General features: G+C 34.5%; 14 protein-coding genes and 1 pseudogene. 3 read left to right on the forward strand and 12 right to left on the reverse strand.

Annotation, left to right across the window (positions count from 1 at the left end):
- The first annotated feature begins 94 nt into the window (after positions 1-94).
- Positions 95-2,704 carry a CHAT domain-containing protein gene (locus KAOT1_RS04270; RefSeq protein WP_162014335.1) on the forward strand — a complete coding sequence of 870 codons (2,610 nt, stop codon included), beginning with the start codon at positions 95-97 and terminating at the stop codon, positions 2,702-2,704.
- 817 nt (positions 2,705-3,521) lie between these two features.
- Here KAOT1_RS04270 and ribB read toward each other — a convergent pair.
- The 6 genes from ribB to tpx all read right to left on the reverse strand — a co-directional run bounded on the left by ribB (position 3,522) and on the right by tpx (position 10,938).
- Positions 3,522-4,670 (reverse strand): 3,4-dihydroxy-2-butanone-4-phosphate synthase, encoded by a 1,149-nt coding sequence (ribB, locus tag KAOT1_RS04275; protein ID WP_007093483.1) that lies wholly within the window; start codon positions 4,668-4,670, stop codon positions 3,522-3,524.
- Between the two features lie 103 nt (positions 4,671-4,773).
- Positions 4,774-6,762 carry an LptF/LptG family permease gene (locus KAOT1_RS04280; RefSeq protein WP_083777284.1) on the reverse strand — a complete coding sequence of 663 codons (1,989 nt, stop codon included), beginning with the start codon at positions 6,760-6,762 and terminating at the stop codon, positions 4,774-4,776.
- A gap of 5 nt (positions 6,763-6,767) precedes the next feature.
- Positions 6,768-7,409 carry a LolA family protein gene (locus tag KAOT1_RS04285; RefSeq protein WP_040559877.1) on the reverse strand — a complete coding sequence of 214 codons (642 nt, stop codon included), beginning with the start codon at positions 7,407-7,409 and terminating at the stop codon, positions 6,768-6,770.
- Between the two features lies 1 nt (position 7,410).
- Complete coding sequence (locus KAOT1_RS04290) at positions 7,411-9,885, reverse strand: FtsK/SpoIIIE family DNA translocase (protein WP_007093486.1); 2,475 nt, start codon at positions 9,883-9,885, stop codon at positions 7,411-7,413.
- Positions 9,886-10,073: 188 nt separating this feature from the next.
- Positions 10,074-10,439, reverse strand: a complete 366-nt coding sequence (locus KAOT1_RS04295; RefSeq protein ID WP_007093487.1) for a diacylglycerol kinase — start codon at positions 10,437-10,439, stop codon at positions 10,074-10,076.
- Positions 10,432-10,938, reverse strand: a complete 507-nt coding sequence (gene tpx / locus KAOT1_RS04300; protein WP_007093488.1) for a thiol peroxidase — start codon at positions 10,936-10,938, stop codon at positions 10,432-10,434. Before tpx ends, KAOT1_RS04295 begins: the two co-directional genes overlap by 8 nt.
- A gap of 220 nt (positions 10,939-11,158) precedes the next feature.
- On the opposite strand from tpx, the gene katG reads away from it, so the two are divergent.
- Positions 11,159-13,390 (forward strand): catalase/peroxidase HPI, encoded by a 2,232-nt coding sequence (katG, locus tag KAOT1_RS04305; protein ID WP_007093489.1) that lies wholly within the window; start codon positions 11,159-11,161, stop codon positions 13,388-13,390.
- Positions 13,391-13,622: 232 nt separating this feature from the next.
- Here the strand turns inward: katG and KAOT1_RS04310 are convergent.
- The 4 genes and pseudogenes from KAOT1_RS04310 to KAOT1_RS04325 form a co-directional block, all read right to left on the reverse strand.
- A pseudogene (locus KAOT1_RS04310) lies at positions 13,623-13,879 on the reverse strand (DUF6952 family protein).
- 53 nt (positions 13,880-13,932) lie between these two features.
- Positions 13,933-14,241: a thioredoxin family protein gene (locus tag KAOT1_RS04315; RefSeq protein WP_007093491.1), complete on the reverse strand. Its 309-nt coding sequence runs from the start codon at positions 14,239-14,241 to the stop codon at positions 13,933-13,935.
- Between the two features lie 13 nt (positions 14,242-14,254).
- On the reverse strand, positions 14,255-14,893 hold the full coding sequence (locus KAOT1_RS04320; RefSeq protein ID WP_007093492.1) for a peroxiredoxin: 639 nt from the start codon (positions 14,891-14,893) through the stop codon (positions 14,255-14,257).
- Between the two features lie 202 nt (positions 14,894-15,095).
- The gene (locus KAOT1_RS04325) at positions 15,096-16,772 is read right to left on the reverse strand and encodes a Na+/H+ antiporter NhaC family protein (protein ID WP_007093493.1); all 1,677 of its coding nucleotides are present in this window, start codon (positions 16,770-16,772) and stop codon (positions 15,096-15,098) included.
- Positions 16,773-16,873: 101 nt separating this feature from the next.
- Between KAOT1_RS04325 and KAOT1_RS04330 the strand changes: the two genes are divergently transcribed.
- Positions 16,874-17,905, forward strand: coding sequence for a metal-dependent hydrolase (locus KAOT1_RS04330; protein WP_007093494.1), 1,032 nt, complete (start codon positions 16,874-16,876; stop codon positions 17,903-17,905).
- Between the two features lie 141 nt (positions 17,906-18,046).
- Here KAOT1_RS04330 and KAOT1_RS22715 read toward each other — a convergent pair whose 3' ends face one another.
- Together KAOT1_RS22715 and KAOT1_RS04335 are read right to left on the reverse strand one after the other, a co-directional pair.
- Positions 18,047-18,187, reverse strand: coding sequence for a hypothetical protein (locus KAOT1_RS22715; RefSeq protein WP_007093495.1), 141 nt, complete (start codon positions 18,185-18,187; stop codon positions 18,047-18,049).
- A 200-nt stretch (positions 18,188-18,387) separates the two neighbouring features.
- Positions 18,388-18,639 (reverse strand): hypothetical protein, encoded by a 252-nt coding sequence (locus tag KAOT1_RS04335; protein WP_007093496.1) that lies wholly within the window; start codon positions 18,637-18,639, stop codon positions 18,388-18,390.
- Between the last annotated feature and the right edge of the window lie 13 nt (positions 18,640-18,652).

An 18,652-nucleotide genomic window follows, 5' to 3' on the forward strand; every position in this document is an offset into this window, starting at 1 on the left:
TATTATACAATATATCGTGCTCACTTTTTGTTTGCTTTTTTTTATGTGTACGGTAAAAGCGCAACATAATGCACAAAAAGTTTATGATTCTGTCATGCAACTTCAAATCTCTCAGAAAGAAAAAATTACTGCGTTTCAAACTACAATACTTCATAAGGAATACTCAAACAAGGAAACGCATGCAGACGTTTGCTATTTGGTTGTAAAACTATGTAATAAAGTGGACAAACCAAGCGCAATTCCTTTCCTGAAAAAAGAATTGGCACTGCGTAAAAAGTATGTTTCATCTAATAAAAACCTCATAGCGAGAACGTACTATAATTTAGGATATTTCTATTGGTTTCAAGAAGATTACAACAATGTGCTGACCTATCATGACAGTTTGTTATCTTTTGTAAAAGTAAAAGATAAAAGGAGTGGAAAAGCCTATGAACTTATGGCGCGTGTTTACAAAAACACTGGCGATTATCAACGCGCATTGGATTATTTTGACCAAGCAGAAACTATCTTTAAAAAAGTGGAAGCTAAAAGAAATCTATTAGGTGTTTATATCAATAAATTGACCTTGTTTGTTGAGCAAAAATACCGCTTTACGAATAGTGATTTTAAAGCTTTGGAAAGTGAAATTTTAAATTTTGCGGATAAAGCAAAGGCTACGGAAAAACAGCGATTGATGATCTTATTCAATCTAGGAACAATACTATACCACAGCCAGCAAAACAAAACTTCCTTATCGTATTATAATAAGTCTTTACTAATTGCAGAAAAAATAGAAGATTCTCTAAAAATTGCTCAAATCTACATGAACAAAGCGTTGGTTTATGTTAAAAAATCGGAACTCGACGAAGCACTTTTATTAAATGAGAAAGCATTGTTGTTTGTTGGAAATGCTGTGGATGAAAAAAGTACTATTTATGATAATTTGGGCGATATTTATGTGCGACAAAAGCAATATGAAAAAGGAATAAAATTTTACAATAAGGCTGTGAATGAATTGTTGCCTTTTCATTGGGAAACAAAAGAAAATCTTCCTGATTATGAGAAGATTATAGCTTCTTCTGATCGAAAGTTTATTTTAGGTTATTTGATTGATAAACAACATGCTTGGCTTCGTTTTTATGAAACTACAAAAAACAAAAAAGACTTATTAGCAGCAGAACAAACCTTACAATTGATTGATAAAGTAATTGACGATATCTACTTTGAAAGTAAAGAAAAACTATCCAAACTATTTTGGCGGAAAGAAGGAGCGAAGCTATATGTAAATGCAGTTAAAATCTGTTTTTTACTTAATAATCCCGCAAAAGCATTTTATTATATTGAAAAAAGTAAAGGTGTTACACTTTTAGAAAATATTTCCGCATTTAGCGCAAAGCGAATGGCTAAGTTGCCACAAGAAGTGATAGAGAAAGAGCAAATGCTTTCTCAAAGCGTAAAAAAAATGGAGCAATTGTTTGTATCTGATAAGAAGAAAGACAGTTTAAAATCACATTATTTTACAGCAAAAGAAAAGTATCATAAATACGTACGTGGGATTGAAAAAGAATATCCTAATTACCTTCGGTATCGAACAAGTTTGCCAATAATTGCTACTGAAAAAGTTCAAGAAAGCTTGGCAGAATATGAAGTTGTCATCGCTTATATATTGGGAGAAGAAGATGGATATGTTTTGTTGATGAATCAAAAGTCGTTGCAAATATATCCTTTGAAAGATTTGAAATCTTTGAAAAGTAGCATAACTGCCTTTCAAAAACTATATACCAAACCTTTTGAAACTACAGCAGAAGCAACAAATTTTCAGCAAGAAGGATTTAAAATATATCAGCAATTGTTGCCTTTTTGGGAAAGTACTATGTATCAAAAAGCAACCAAATTAACGGTTGTTTCTGATGGAAATATTCATACACTTCCTTTAGAACTATTACCGACTTCAATCTCTAAAAAACTAGAAGAAACCTATCTTATACAAGAGAAAGAAGTAAGTTATCGGTATTCGTTTTCATTAGATAGACAAAATGAGTTGAATCGCAGTAACGGAAAACCAGAAAGTACTTCATTTATGCTTACAAAATTTAAAGATACTACATTGACAAGCTTAAGTACAACTTCTGAAAACGTATTTGAAGGAACAACTTTCTTAAATGAAAATGCTACGAAAGAAAGGTTTTTAAAAGCATACAATGAAACTTCACAAGTATATATATCATCGCATGCGGGAACTACAAATACAATTCCTTGGTTGGCAATGTTTGATGAAAAAGTATATCCAAATGAGCTTTACTTTTTGAACAATCCGAAGGAACTTGTAGTGTTGAATGCTTGCAAAACATCTGCGGGAATTTTTAATGAAGGTGAAGGTGTATTTAGTTTGACAAGAGCATTTTTGAATTCAGGTAGTAAAAGTGTTGTGGCTTCTTTATGGAATTTGAATGAAAAATCAGGAATGGAAATCTTTACAACTTTCCGATCAAATTTAGCCGCAGGACAAACAAAGTCAGAAGCCTTACACCATGCAAAATTGATGTATTTAAAAAAGTATGCAAATACGAGTCAAAGCTCTCCTTATTATTGGAGCGGAATGGTGTTAACTGGCAACACCGAAGCATTGTCAACCTCTGTAAATATTTGGAAAACTATCGGTTTTGCGATTGTAGGAATCAGTATTATTTTCTTTTATTTCAAATATCGAAAACGAAGTTATTGAGAGGTTTCAAAGGAAATACGGTGCTTATTTTAAAGCTTTTTCACAAACAAGCTAAACAATTTAAAATTCAACATTCAACACTCAGCATTTAAGAATAAGTCTAACAGCAAAGCGATCTAAAAACCAGTATTGAGAATTGAGATATTAGTATTGAGAGATTTCAAAGGAAATACGTTGTAAACTTTTAAATATTCCCACAAACAAGCTAAACAATTCAACATTTAAAATTCAACACTCAGCATTCAAGAAAAAATCTAACAGCAAAGCGATCTAAAAATAAGTATTGAGAATTGAGATATTAGTATTGAGAGGTTTCAAAGGAAATACTGTGTAAACTTTGAAATATTTCCACAAACAAGCTAAACAATTTAAAATTCAGCATTCAACACTCAGCATTTAAGAATAAATCTAAAAGCGAAGCGGTCTAACATCCAACAGCGCAGCGATCTAACAGCAAAGCGATCTAAAAAAAGTATTGAGTATTGAGATATTAGTATTGAGAGGTTTCAAAGGAAATACGTTGTAAACTTTGAAATATTTCCACAAACAAGCTAAACAATTTAAAATTCAACATTCAACACTCAGCATTTAAGAATAAGTCTAAAAGCGAAGCGGTCTAAAAATCAGTATTGAGAATTGAGATATTAGTATTGAGAGATTTCAAAGGAAATACTGTGTAAACTTTGAAACATTTCCACAAACAAGCTAAACAATTTAAAATTCAACATTCAACACTCAGCATTCAAGAAAAAGTCTAAAAGCGAAGCGATCTGACATCTAAAAGCGCAGCGATCTAAAAGCACAAAGTGCGCTCTACTTAATAAGAAACATAGTCCACAATCTCCAAACCATAACCAATCATTCCAACACGTTTTTCTTGATGTGTGTTAGTAACCAAACGAATTTTGCTAATGTTGATGTCGTGTAGAATTTGCGCACCAATTCCGAAGTCTTTCGAATCCATCTTTATCTTTGGAGCTTTGTATTCACCATCACTTTGCAAGGCTTTCAATTCTTTGATTCTGCGAAGTAAATTCAGCGAACTGCTATCTTGATTGATAAATACAATCGCACCTTTTCCTTCTTCGTTAATCAAACGAAACATGTCATCTAGCTTTTTATCGGCATTGTTGGTCAAGGTTCCTAAAATGTCATCGTTTACAAGAGTGGAATTAATTCGTGTAAGCACGGGTTCATTATCTGCCCAACTTCCTTTTGTCAGAGCAATATGTAGCTGATTGTTGGTGGTTTGTTGGTAAGCACGCATGCGAAAATCGCCAAAACGGGTTTGTACGTCAAAGTCTTCTTTCTTTTCAATCAAGGAATCATGTTCCATTCGGTAGGCAACTAAATCTTCAATAGAAACAATTTTTAAATCGAAGTTTTTAGCAACTTCAAGCAATTGTGGTAAACGCGCCATGGTTCCGTCTTCGTTCATAATTTCCACAATCACACCAGCAGGTTGCAATCCAGCTAGGCGTGCAAAATCGATAGCAGCTTCTGTATGACCAGTTCTACGCAATACGCCACCTTCTTTCGCTTTGAGCGGGAAAATATGTCCTGGACGTGCCAAATCAAAAGGTCTTGTGTTTTTATCAATTAATGCTTGAATGGTTTTTGAACGATCGGAAGCAGAAATTCCAGTAGTTACGCCGTTTCCTTTCAAATCTACAGAAATGGTAAAAGCGGTTTCCATCGGATCGGTGTTGTTGCTCACCATCATTCCGAGTTCTAAATCTTTACAACGATTTTCCGTTAAAGGTGCGCAGATTAAGCCGCGTCCGTGAGTTGCCATGAAGTTAATCATTTCGGGCGTTACCTTTTCAGCCGCCGCTAAAAAATCACCTTCATTTTCACGATTTTCATCATCTACTACAATAATTACTTTTCCTTGTCGGATATCTTCAATGGCTTCGTGGATGCTGTCTAATTGTGTATTGGCTTTCACTTTTGTAGATGTGGTCATTTGTTCTGTATAATTTGAAGACAAAAATAATCATTCTTATCAAAAAAGATCGATTAAAAGATAGTAAAGATTGATGTGAGTATTATTTGTCGCTATGTTAGCTTTAATTCAATAGTTTCATGCGGTCTTTTGCCACACGTAATGTGTAGAAATAGGCAATAAAATACAATGGCATTCCCAATAAAAGAAATGCTAAAATTCCTCCAAAATCTAGTTTTTTATCTAGTGCTTCATGTAGCGATTGGTAATTGAAGAATGATTTTATTAAGAAGTAGAGATAAAGCAATGAAACAATAATTCCTACGATTAGTATGCTAACTGCAAGATAAAGAGGCATGTCTACATTATTGGCTAATACGGGTAAAACAATGCTAATGATAAGTGTTGGAATATAGTATATAATCGCTTTTTTTGAATTTTTCACAAATCGATCGTATGCATTTTGTGCCTTAGTGTATTGTTTATTTTCAAAGAAGCCTAATACTTTTAAACGTCGTTCAGAAATACCACGTTCTCCCAACATTTCAATTGCTAAACTGCGTTCACCATCAGTATAATTGTATTGACGATAGTTTTTTGCAACGTCCATCAATTGTTGATCGCTTAAAGCATTGAATTTGTCAGTGCTTTCTCGGTCTGTATTCGTAATAACAGCAGGTTCATCTACAACATCTTCATCGTCATTTTCTGCTTTTACAAACAATCCTTTTAATGAGAAGCTAAATAATCCTTGATCGGAAGTCGCTCTACGAGTAAAGTAAATACTTAAAGGAAGCATAATCATAGTAGAAAGCCATGTACCGAGCCACGGAGGAATACTACCATCTTCAGCACTGTTTTTACCAAAGATTCCTATAAAGTGATATACTAAAAATAAGCAAATTGCCACAACCATTGGCAAACCAATTCCACCTTTACGAATGATTGCTCCCAATGGCGCGCCTACAAAGAATAGAATGATACACGCAATAGCAACAGCAAATTTATCGTGCATGTATATTTTTTGATGATTTATTTTCTTTTCAATACGTTTGAAACGATTGTTTGTATTTTCAAGCGTAGTGATACGTCCTTTGATGTTTGTGATTGAAATATCTAAAGCACGTTTTTTGTTTTTAAGCGAAAGAATGTCAGTAATACTTTTGTTAGCTATGATAGAATCTTGATGTACTTTGTTGGTCGAATCTTTTTCGATAATAACCATTCCGGTACGTTTGTACATATTATCTCCAAAACCAACTTTTTCTTGTCCGTATTTGCGTTCTGAGAGTGCAATTGTATCATTTAATTGCTTTACATTGAACATTTTGTATGTATTGTAATCTGTCGCGTCTAAGTCAACCTTATTAATGTCACGCAAGTCAACATTCATAATGTATTTGTCAAAAGAAACTTTGGCATGTTGCATGCGCAAGACAGACTTTGGATCATTCGATTTTACATCTTCATAGCGATTTCCATCAAACAACACCATTTGTAAGATATCAGAATCTGGCGAACTTTTCAATTCTCCTTTTTTTGATTTCATCACAATACGATTTTTCTTGTCATTCGATTTTTGATGAATTATTACTTTATCTAGTAACTGATCGTTATCGCCGTATTTGTTGTCTACTTTGATATTGATGTTTCCAATGTCGTTAAAAACACCTTCACCAATAGCCAAAGCAGGTTTTTTCTTTGCTAAGTTTTTACGTAAGTTGTATTGTTTGAATTCTGACCACGGAATAACACTATTGCTAAAGAAAAACGTTCCAACACCAAGAATTACAATAAATATGATAAGACTTCGCATGGCGCGTTGTAGCGAGATTCCTGTAGATTTCATTGCGGCAAATTCGTAGCTTTCCGCAAATCGACCAAAAGTCATAATAGAAGATACCAAGATACTTAACGGCAATACGAGCGGAATCAGTTTTGGTGTAGTGTAGAGTAGAAATTTAAAAATAACTCCAGCATCTAAGCCTTTTCCTGCAAGTTCGCCTATAAAAAGCCAAACGGTTTGTAATATGAATATACACATAAATATTACAAACACCGTTAGGAACGTAAAGAGGTAACTCTTTAATATGTATCTATCTAATATTTTCAAGTAGACTAATCGTTTTTATCTATATAATAATCCTCGTATTTCGATTCGTCAAATATAAATAAGCTTTTTGATAAAGGCTGATTAGTTTTAAAAGAATTAACAGTTAAAGTCGTATTTGTACCGTTTTTTCCTGTTTCAATTAAGTTGTAAATATGTTTTGTTTTGATGTCAATTCCGAGTAAAACACTTTTGATGTCTGATTCTGAGTCAATTGGTGTTAGTTTTACATATTGAATTTTTCGACCACGAACGTTTTGTAATATATCCCAAGCGTACGAATAGCCGTTTTTGTAAAAAGTAAGCATTTGCGAAGGCGACAAAGAAGTTTCATCTTCATCAGCATCTGTAATGGTTACTTCTTCGTTGGCAGGAACAATGGTATACACTTTTTTAGTGTCGTACATTTTGGTAAATCCTAAAAAGTTCAACAAGTATTTATCTCCTTCAAGCGTTACATTTCCTTTAGATTCTTGCTTGGTATTGGCTTCTTTGTTGTTTAATTCGTATTTGAATTCGATTTGAATATTTTCATAACTATTCACTTTTGCAGAAACTTCATCTAATAGTTTTTTGGCTTTTTCTGCATTTTGAGCATTTACATTGAACGCAAATACACTTAATACGAACACTAAAACTAATTTTCTCATTTTATCCATTTTTTTCGTTTTCTAATAATTGTTCTAAAGCTAAAATATCGGGAACAAGCACTTGTCGCGCCTTACTTCCTTCAAACTGACCTACAATTCCCGCTGCTTCCAATTGATCGATAATTCGTCCTGCACGATTATACCCAAGTTTTAACTTACGTTGCAATAACGAAGCTGAACCTTGTTGTGCGATGACAATTACTTCCGCAGCTTGACGGAATAATTTATCTCGGTCTGCAATGTCTACATCAAGACTTGTGCCACTTTCTTCACCTTGATATTCTGGTAAGATGTGTGCGTCAGGATATGCCTTTTGTGCGCCAATAAAATCGGTTATTTTTTCAACTTCTGGCGTATCAACAAAGGCACATTGTATACGAATTAAATCGTTTCCTTGCGTGTATAACATGTCTCCACGACCAATGAGTTGATCGGCTCCTGCATTGTCTAAAATCGTACGTGAATCTATTTTCGACATGACACGAAACGCAACTCTGGCAGGGAAATTGGCTTTTATCATTCCTGTAATTACATTTACAGAAGGTCTTTGTGTCGCGATGATTAAGTGAATTCCGATCGCACGTGCTAACTGTGCCAAACGCGCAATTGGTGTTTCTACTTCTTTTCCTGCGGTCATGATTAAATCGGCAAATTCATCCACAACCAATACGATATATGGTAAAAACTTATGTCCGTCATTCGGATTCAGTTTTCGAGCTTTAAATTTTGTGTTGTATTCTACGATATTTCGACACATTGCATTTTTCAACATGTCATATCGTTGATCCATTTCAATACACAAGGAATTCAATGTGTTTATTACTTTAGAATTGTCAGTAATAATTGCTTCTTCAGAATCAGGAAGTTTCGCCAAGTAATGACGTTCTATTTTGTTGAATAAAGTCAATTCTACTTTTTTCGGATCGACCAATACAAATTTTACCTCAGCAGGATGTTTTTTGTAGAGAATGGACGTTAAAATACAGTTCAATCCAACCGATTTTCCTTGTCCTGTTGCACCAGCCATTAGTAAATGTGGCATTTTAGCTAAATCGACCACTAAAGTTTCGTTGCTAATCGTTTTACCAAACGCAATTGGCAACTGCATTTCTGCTTGCTGAAACTTCTTGGAAGCAATTGCAGATCGCATGGAAACAATGGCAGGTTTTTTATTTGGCACTTCAATTCCAATAGTACCTTTTCCTGGCATTGGCGCAATGATACGAATACCTAATGCGGCAAGTGAAAGTGCAATATCGTCTTCTAAATTTTTGATTTTTGAAATACGCACACCAGCTTCTGGAATGATTTCGTATAAAGTTACCGTTGGTCCAACCGTAGCTTTGATGCTGGCAATTTCTATTTTATAATTACGAAGCGTGGTAACAATTTGATTTTTATTTTCTTCGAGTTCTTCTTGATTGATAGTGATGGAACTTCCGTTGGTATAATCTTTCAGAAGTTCAATAGTTGGAAAACGGAAGTTTCCAAGTTCGAGTTTCGGATCGAATTCTCCGTGTTCTTTGACAAGTTTGTCCGATAGATTTTCCGTAACGGTTTTTTCTTCGATAACTTTTTCTACTTCAATCGTAGTTTCTTCTTCGTCTTTTGGAATTTCAACTTCGAAAGAAGCATCTTTGATAGTGTTGTCTTTTTTAGTTCGATCTGAATGATTTTTGATCGTTGGCTGTAAATTTTCAACCGATAATTCAAATTCAGATTTATCTTCGGTAGTTTTAGTTGCGACTGTTGTTTTTTTGCCTGTTGCTTCTTCAATGGTAGCATTTTCTGGTGAAGGAACAGTTTCTGATGCTGTCGTTTCTTCTTTTAACGTAGGTTCGGCGGTAGTATCAACAGTTTCGAAATCGTCTTTAATATCTTTTGCTTTCCTGTTGAAATATTCCATGACACTTTCTGGCGTAAGCCTCAAACGCAATACTGCATACGTAATGGCTCCAAAAAGTAATAAAAGTCCAATACCAATTTTACCAATATAACTTTCTAAATAATAGTTGACTTCATAACCAACAGTTCCTCCTAAAAGCGATACATCAGAAAAGAAAAAGCTAAAAAATATGGAACACCAAATAACCACAACACTTCCCCAAAACCAATGGTTGAATAACTTCTTTTTGGAATCCAAGAAAATGTGCAATCCTGTGTAGAAAAGTAAACCTGTAAATATGAAAGAAGCAACTCCAAATCCTTTGTAGATAAAAAAGTGACTAATATTTGCCCCAAATTTTTGCATCCAATTAGCGGTTTCTGCTGATGGAGAAACGCCGCCTAATTCACTCTGATCGACTTTCCATGTAAAGAAAAACGAAACAAACGCAATAAACAAAGCAATTGCAAATAACATGAGTAAGCTTCCCAATATCAGTCGATGCTGTCGGGTAAGTGTAAAATCAGGTTTTTTGAATTTCGGGACTCTCGGAGTTTTTTTAGTTTTCTTTACGGTTTTTTTCTTTGCCATTCAGGAATCGCTATTTACTGCAAAATTACAAATTACGCTTAAGTTGCAAGATATTTAAAATTAATCTTTATGCGAAACGTTTTTCCGCAAAATACTTGTATTTATAACGAATAGGAGAGAAGTTATCGTATGTTTTTAGACTAGATAGAAAAATGAAATGAGAATTTGAAGAATTAATTTCTTGATAATTAGGAATGAATAATTTTTGGAATGTAGATAAAACAACCAATTATCACTGCGGTTATCGCAAAGATAAACACTGCGCCTGCAGCCAAATCTTTAATCAATCCGATTTTTTTATGATGTTCTGGATGAATAAAATCTGCAATTTCTTCAATAGCAGTATTGATACCTTCCAAGCTCATGATAAGTCCAATAGTTGCTATTTGAATCATCCATTCCGTTTTAGAGATTTCAAAATAAAAACCAGCGATAGTGACCAAAACACCAATAAAAAACTGTGTTTTTACGCTGGCTTCCGTAGTAATGAGCAAATATGCACCTTTAAACGCATATCCGATTCCACGAATTCTTCCCAAAATAAATTTACGCATTCCCAAGTATTTCTAAAACTTTAGAATATTTTGGTTGATCGGCAATGTTAGGAACTTGCTCCGTATGAATTACAGTACCTTCTTCATCTAACACAATAACGACGCGTGAATGTAATTTTTGCATAGGACCATTTAACAAATCCAAACCGTATGTTTTTCCAAAACTTCCGTCTCTAAAGTCAGAAAGTGCTTCAAGATTTTCGAGTCCTTCCTCTTTACAAAATCTGCTATGCGCAAATGGTAAATCATGCGAAATGCAAAGTAGCTTTGTATTATCGAGTTCCGCAACCTCTTTGTCAAAAGTTCTTACTGATGTGGCACAAACAGAAGTGTCAATACTAGGAAATATATTTAAAATTACTCTTGAACCCTTATAGTCACTCAAACTTTTTGTGTCTAAATCAACTGTTGTAAGTTTAAAATCGGGTGCTTTATCACCTACGTTTGGTAAATTTCCAGAGGTTTGAAATTCGTTTTCTCCTAATTTTACTGTTGCCATGGTATTTTGGTTTAAATTATTTCATGTAAATTTAATCAATAATGAGTTTAATGGCGAATACTTCACAAAAATTTATAAAATAAGTTTTTCTTATTGAAAATATGTTTTCATAGTCAAAAACTATTAATTAATAATTATAATCAATCTACCCATGATGCTTTCTAAATAAATTATGGTTAATTTTAGTACTTATTAATAATAATCGAAAAACCTTAAACTCATGGAAAACAACACCCATTCAAATGGAAATGCCAGTGGCGAAAGCTTTGAACTCAATGAAAATATGGCAAAATGCCCTTTTTTTAGTGGAAAAACCAATGAAACTGCTGGTAATGGTGTAAAAAATAGAGACTGGTGGCCGAACGAATTGAAACTTAATATTTTAAGACAGCATGCTGAAAAATCAAATCCACTAGGTGAAGATTTCGACTATGCAGCAGCATTCAATAGTTTGGACTTTGCAGCACTTAAACAAGATGTTATCGACTTGATGACAGATTCACAAGATTGGTGGCCAGCCGATTATGGACATTACGGAGGCTTTATGATTCGTATGGCGTGGCACAGTGCCGGAACCTACAGAGTTGGTGACGGACGTGGAGGCGCAGGATCAGGAACACAGCGTTTTGCTCCTTTAAATAGTTGGCCAGATAATGGAAATTTAGATAAAGCAAGATTGTTGTTATGGCCGATAAAACAGAAATATGGTAACAAAATTTCTTGGGCAGATTTGATGATCCTTGCAGGAAACTGTGCCTTAGAATCTATGGGCTTTAAAACCTTTGGTTTTGCGGGTGGACGTGAAGATGTCTGGGAACCAGAACAAGATGTTTACTGGGGAAGCGAGACAGAATGGGGAGCAAATGATGAGCGTTATGAAGATGGAGATTTAGAAAATCCGCTTGCAGCAGTGATGATGGGTTGGATTTATGTAAATCCTGAAGGACCAAACGGTAATCCTGATCCGATGGGTTCTGCGGCAAATGTGAGAGAAACTTTTGGAAGAATGGCAATGAATGATGAAGAAACGGTAGCATTGGTTGCTGGTGGACATACTTTTGGAAAAGCACACGGAGCAGCCGATCCTAGTAAATATGTTGGAGCCGAACCACATGGAGCAGGAATTGAAGAAATGAGCACAGGTTGGAAAAATTCTTTTGGAACAGGAGTTTTAGATGATACCATCACAAGTGGAATAGAAGGTGCTTGGACGCCAAATCCAACACAATGGGATCATGACTATTTTGATGTACTATTAAATTATGAGTGGGAATTAACTAAAAGTCCTGCGGGAGCGCATCAATGGACACCAACTGCAGCATCTAATGCAAGAATGGCTCCAAAAGCAGGTGATCCAAACGGAAAACAGGCTTTGATGATGACAACTGCCGACATTGCATTGAAAACAGATCCAGAATATTTAAAAATTTCTCAACGTTTTCATAAAGATCATAAAGCGTTTGAAGATGCCTTTGCACGCGCTTGGTACAAGTTAACACATCGTGATATGGGACCAATTGATCGTTATTTAGGTCCAGAAGTTCCTTCAGAAGAATTGTTATGGCAAGACCCAATTCCGAAAGTAAGTTACACTTTAAGTGATGCCGATATTGCTGATTTGAAGAAAATGATTTCAGCTTCTGGGTTGAGTGTTTCTCAGTTAGTAACCACAGCTTGGGCTTCAGCTTCAACTTATAGAGGTTCAGACAAAAGAGGTGGCGCAAATGGTGCACGACTTCGTTTAGAACCACAAAAAAGTTGGGAAGTAAACAATCCAACGGAATTAGCAAAAGTATTATCAGCTTTAGAAAATATTCAACGTGATTTTAACGGAGAAATTTCTATGGCAGATTTAATTGTATTGGCAGGGAATGTTGGTGTGGAGAAAGCAATTCAAAATGCAGGACATTCTGTAACTGTCGGATTTACACAAGGTAGAGGAGATGCTACACAAGAACAAACAGATATTGAAGGTTTTAATTATTTAGAACCTTTGGCAGATGGTTTTAGAAATTACATCAAATCAGATTTAGACATTGCTGCGGAAGATTTATTGATTGATCGAGCTAATCTATTGACTTTATCGGTACCTGAAATGACCGTTTTAGTTGCAGGTTTGCGTGTATTAGGTGCAAATTACGATGGTTCTCATCATGGAGTTTTTACAGATAACGTGGGAAGTTTGACCAATGATTTCTTAAAAAACATCTTAGATTTTACATATACTTGGAAAGCTACTTCTGATGATGATCGTTATTTTGAAGGTAGTAATCGCAAAACAGGAGAAGTGAAATTTACAGGAACACGTGCAGATTTAATTTTCGGTTCTAATACTGAATTGAGAGCAATTGCAGAAGTGTATGCAAGTGATGATGCTACTGAGAGATTTGTAAATGATTTTGTAAAAGCTTGGGAAAAAGTAATGAATTTAGATCGTTTTGATTTAAAGTAATACCAAAGCAACCATAAAATGCAACATATAAGCTTGTTCATTTGGTAGTGTAGTTTCTAGAAGCTCCTTTCCGTAGCTACGGCTGCAAAGAATCCACTACGTTCTACACTACCAAAGCAACTTCGTTTCTAAAATCACATTTTATAGTAGATTTGGTATAAGAATCAAAATTCATGTATAAAAAAATCCGCTTCAAACGAAGCGGATTTTTTAGCATGTACACTTTTGTGTATTACTTATCAATCGATCCCATTACACGTTGCATAAAACTATTCAATGCTTCTTTTCTTGGCGTTCCTTCTTTTTCCATTTTGTGTACTTCAATAGCGCGTACATGTTTGAAATCAGTTCGCCAATCACGTCAAGTTCTTCGTCTTTTAAAGAAGGAACTTCCGTTAAAGCTTCTAAAGTTTCAATCGTTTCAATAACATAATCTTCGTCATTTTCTGAAATGAAAGAAGTTAAATGTTTTATTACTGGTAATTTCATAAAAATAATTTTTATTCCCTTGCAAAAGGAAATCTTGTATTAATGTTGACTAATTACACAACTTCTTCAACGAGTTCTTTTAATACGTCAAACTTATTGGTTTGTACTTGTTTTGCGAATTCTCCACCTTTAAAAGCTGCAAATGTTGGCAAATTGTCAACCGTAGCTAGTTTTCTAGATTCTGAGAATTTCTCTGCATCAACCATAAGGAAAACAGCATTTTCATTCTCAGAAGCTAATTTTTTAAATTTAGGCTTCATAATTCTACAATTTCCACACCAAGTTGCTGAATACTGCACCAAAACGGTATCGTTTTCTGCAATTACTTCTGCTAAGTTGTCTTGTGATAATTCTTGTATCATAGCAATTTTTATATTAGTTTGCTGCTAAATATTCTGCAGTTCCTTTTGCATTTGGTTGCATTGCTTCTTTACCTTCTTCCCAGTTTGCAGGACAAACTTCTCCGTTTGTTTGCACGTGAGAATACGCATCGATTAAACGTAAAAATTCGTTCACGTTTCTTCCAACTGGCATGTGATTGATTCCTTCATGGAAAACGGTTCCTTCTTCATCAATTAAATACGTAGCTCTGTATGTTACGTTATCACCTTCTACTTGTACAGTTCCAGTTTCTTCGTCATATACTTCGTTTGTAATATCTAAAATTCCTAAGATGCTTGATAAGTTACGGTTGCTATCTGCTAATAAAGGATACGTTACACCTTCAATTCCTCCGTTGTCTTTTGCAGTGTTTAACCAAGCAAAGTGTACTTCTGGAGTATCACATGAAGCTCCGATAACAATTGTGTTTCTTTTTTCAAATTCAGCCAAAGCTGCTTGAAAAGCGTGTAATTCTGTTGGACAAACAAAAGTAAAGTCTTTTGGATACCAGAATAATAATACTTTTTTCTTGTGATTGACCGCTTCTTCTAGGACGTTTAACTTGAAAGTATCGCCCATTTCGTTCATTGCGTCTACATTTAAATTTGGAAATTTTTTTCCTACAAATGCCATAATTATATCTTTTTAAAATTATTAATTTTCAAGTAGCAAATATAGCTAAGTAAGAAGGAGTTTTGTGTGAAGAAAATTTTAATTTTTTATCGAATAATAGATAATACTTATAAGTCAAATTTTAAACAATAGGTTATTGTTATAAAAAGGCAAAAGCCTTGAATATATTAAGTTTTCAAGGCTTTTTGTATGTTGTTGTGTATTAGGCTGTTTTCCCTTGCAACTGTCTGATTTTAATTTTAAATGCAGCAAATAATAAGGTTGTAAATGGACTTAACCAGTTAAAAATAGCGTACATAAAATATTCGCCAACGCCAACACCTAATACGCCAGATTGATATGCTCCACATGTATTCCAAGGAATCAATACCGAAGTAACCGTTCCTGAATCTTCTAAGGTTCTACTTAAGTTTTCAGGAGCCAAACCTCTATCTTCATAAGCTTTTTTAAACATTTTTCCAGGAATTACCAATGCCAAATATTGATCGGAAGCAATAATATTTAATCCTAAACAACTTGCCACCGTACTTGCAAAGAGTCCGAAAACGCTCGTTGCCATTTTTAGTAATGCTTGTGTAATTCTTGATAACGCACCAATTGCGTCCATCACACCACCAAAAACCATGGCACAGATGATTAAATAAATTGTCCATAACATTCCATTCATTCCGCCAGAACCGAATAATTTTTTCAATCGTTTAATTGTGATGAGTTTCTCCAAACTATCTGCTTTTGTTGCGACAGCTTCTTGCGATAATGAATGTCCAGCAAATACTTCCGCTAAGTCTTTTTTAGTGTATATTTTCTTTACATCATCTCCTGTAAAAATATTTTTTAAATCTTCGTCAGCTTTAATCGTTTCAAGTTCTTTTTCCGAGAATGTTGCTACATATTGCTCATCTGGAATTTCAATGTTCGTATCTGTAAAGATTGCATTTGTGATTACTGACATTTTTGAATCAGAAAGTTTTTTCATCACATCTGGTTGAAAGATAAATGCAAAAATTGCAGCAAGTACTACACCTGTTAATAGTGCAATTAGTGGTTTTGTTTTGAGTAAAATTAGTGCGATTACTGCCAAAGGAACCACAAATAGCCAAGGTGTAATATTGAAGTTATTGTTAATAGTTTCTAGAATAAAAGCCGTATCTGCGCCGTTTCCGTTCGTTTCAATCGTTGAACTTAATATTGCAAATACAATAAGCGTAATTACAATTGTAGGAACAGTTGTAAATGTCATGTAACGAATGTGTGTAAATAAATCTGTTCCAGCCATCGCAGGAGCTAGATTGGTAGTATCACTTAATGGAGACATTTTATCTCCAAAATAAGCTCCAGAAATTACGGCTCCAGCAATCATTCCTGTTGGAATTCCCAAAGCACTACCAATTCCAATCAACGCAATACCCACCGTAGCAGAAGTTGTCCAACTACTTCCTGTAGCAATCGAAATGATAGCGGCGATAATTACAGAAGCTGGCAAGAATATTTCTGGACTCAGCACTTGCAAACCGTAATATACCATGGCAGGAATAATTCCGCTTACAAGCCAAGTTCCAGCTAAAGCTCCAACCAAAAATAAAATCATAATTGGAACAAAAACGCTGCGTAGATTTTCCCAAATTTCTTTTAACATTAACCCGAAAGATACTTTATTAAAAAAGCCACTTATCATGGCAACGCCACCACCAATGAGTAAAATAATTTGATTGGTATAGCCACCAAACCATTCCTGATCTTCTACAAGAAAGATATTATATGCTAATAAACCCATCAAAATTACCACAGGAATTAATGCTTCCCAAATGCTTAACTCCTTATTATTTATGATGGTTTGATCGTTTGCTTTTGTTTCAGAAATGTTGTTCTTGTCTTGCATAATGATTCGGTTAGTTTCTTAGCGTAATGTTACGATTTTGTAAACTACTATGCAAATCAATTTGGTTGCGTACCTTTGCAAACTTATAATTAAATCTATTTATGGATTCATTGACACAAATTGTACTTGGAGCTGCCTGTGGCGAAGCTGCAATGGGAAAGAAAATAGGTAATAAGGCCTTGTTATTTGGCGCTATTGGTGGCACAATTCCCGATTTGGATGTTTTTGTGGGAAACATGATCTACGACAATCAAATTGACGCCATGTTATTTCATAGAGGATTTATGCATTCCATTTTTTTTGCAATTCCAGCAGCTTTTTTCTTCGGATGGTTGATTCATAAATTGTATGATAAAGGTAAACGGAAAGACACAACAACACGGAAAGACTGGAATTGGCTCTTTTTCTGGTCAATTTTTACACATCCTATTTTAGATTGTTTTACAGGATACGGAACACAGTTATTTTTACCATTTAGTGATTATCGAGTAGCATTTAGTAATATTTCGGTGGTAGATCCTAGTTATACAGTGCCATTTTTATTGTGTTTAATTGTACTAATGTTTTTCAATAGAAAGAATCCGACACGAAGATTATGGTTAAAGTTGGGGTTGGGAATCAGTTCTGCGTACATGTTATTTACGATTGGGAATAAGTTGTATATCAATACATTGTTTAAAAAAACGTTGGCAGAAAAAGGAATAGAATATCAACGTTACAATACGGAAACGTCTGTTTTTAATAATATTTTATGGTACGGAGTTGCAGAGACAGAAAAAAATTATCAAGTTGGTTATTATTCGTTGTTTGACTCAAAAGCGATTTTTACTGATTGGAAGATTATTCCTAAAAGTCACAATTTAATTCCAGAATCTCATCCTGATTTGAAAAAGCTAAATTGGTTTAGTGATGATTATTACAATTTGAAAGCAAACGAAGACGGTTCTTATAGTTATACAGATTTACGTTATCCTTCGCTAGATATTGGTAACGGAAAAAGCATTGATTTTTCATTTAGAGTTTATAAACAAGGCGACCGACTCAATATGGAAGAACTTGATCCTGAAATTGATGAAGATGTTACTATGGAGAAAGTATTGCATATTTTTTGGGAGCGGATAAAGGGGAAGTAAATTGTTAGCTGTTAGCTGTTAGCTGTTAGCTGTTAGCTGTTGGCTGTTGGCTGTTGGCTGTTGGTTGTTAGCTGTTGTGTAATTGTCATTTCTGCGAAGGCAGGAATCTCGTCATTTACTCATAATCTGCATACAAATGACTCACACATGTGCCACAAACGCTTTTGCCGATTTCTGCGCATTTAAGTCTTGCTTCTTTTTCTGATTTACAGGTAAATTTACTTGCTCTCTTGTGATCCATTTTTTTACATATAGACTTACTTCTAGCTGAACAACTACCATCTAGTTCCCTTCTTGATTTAAATAGATGAAATTGCTCTTGGTCGTTTTCTTTTAAAGTGTACAGATTGTAATCGCTCATAATTCTAATCAGATTTTAAATTCCTCACAAAATTACACATGAGTACATATAGAAACTTACGGAAAGCCATAAAATCTAATAGTACTCAAAAAAGAGGGAGAATCGGGAAAAGGTTTTTTGTTTAAATTTTATCCATATACAAATGACTCACGCAAGTAGTACAAACAGCTCTGCCAATTTTAGCACATTGTGTACGCGCACGATCTTCTGGCTGACAGGAAAAAATTGTTCTCGATTTATCTTCAATATTCATCTGTCCACAAATAGACTTATGCTGTGATTTACATTCGTTTTTTTCAGTAGAATTTGCCAAAAAAAGATGTAATTCTCCTGTTTCTTTACTTTCTCGTAATATATAGACATTCTTACTCATAAAACATATTGTG

The organism is Kordia algicida OT-1, assembly GCF_000154725.1.
In the GTDB taxonomy this organism is placed as follows: Bacteria; Bacteroidota; Bacteroidia; order Flavobacteriales; family Flavobacteriaceae; genus Kordia; species Kordia algicida.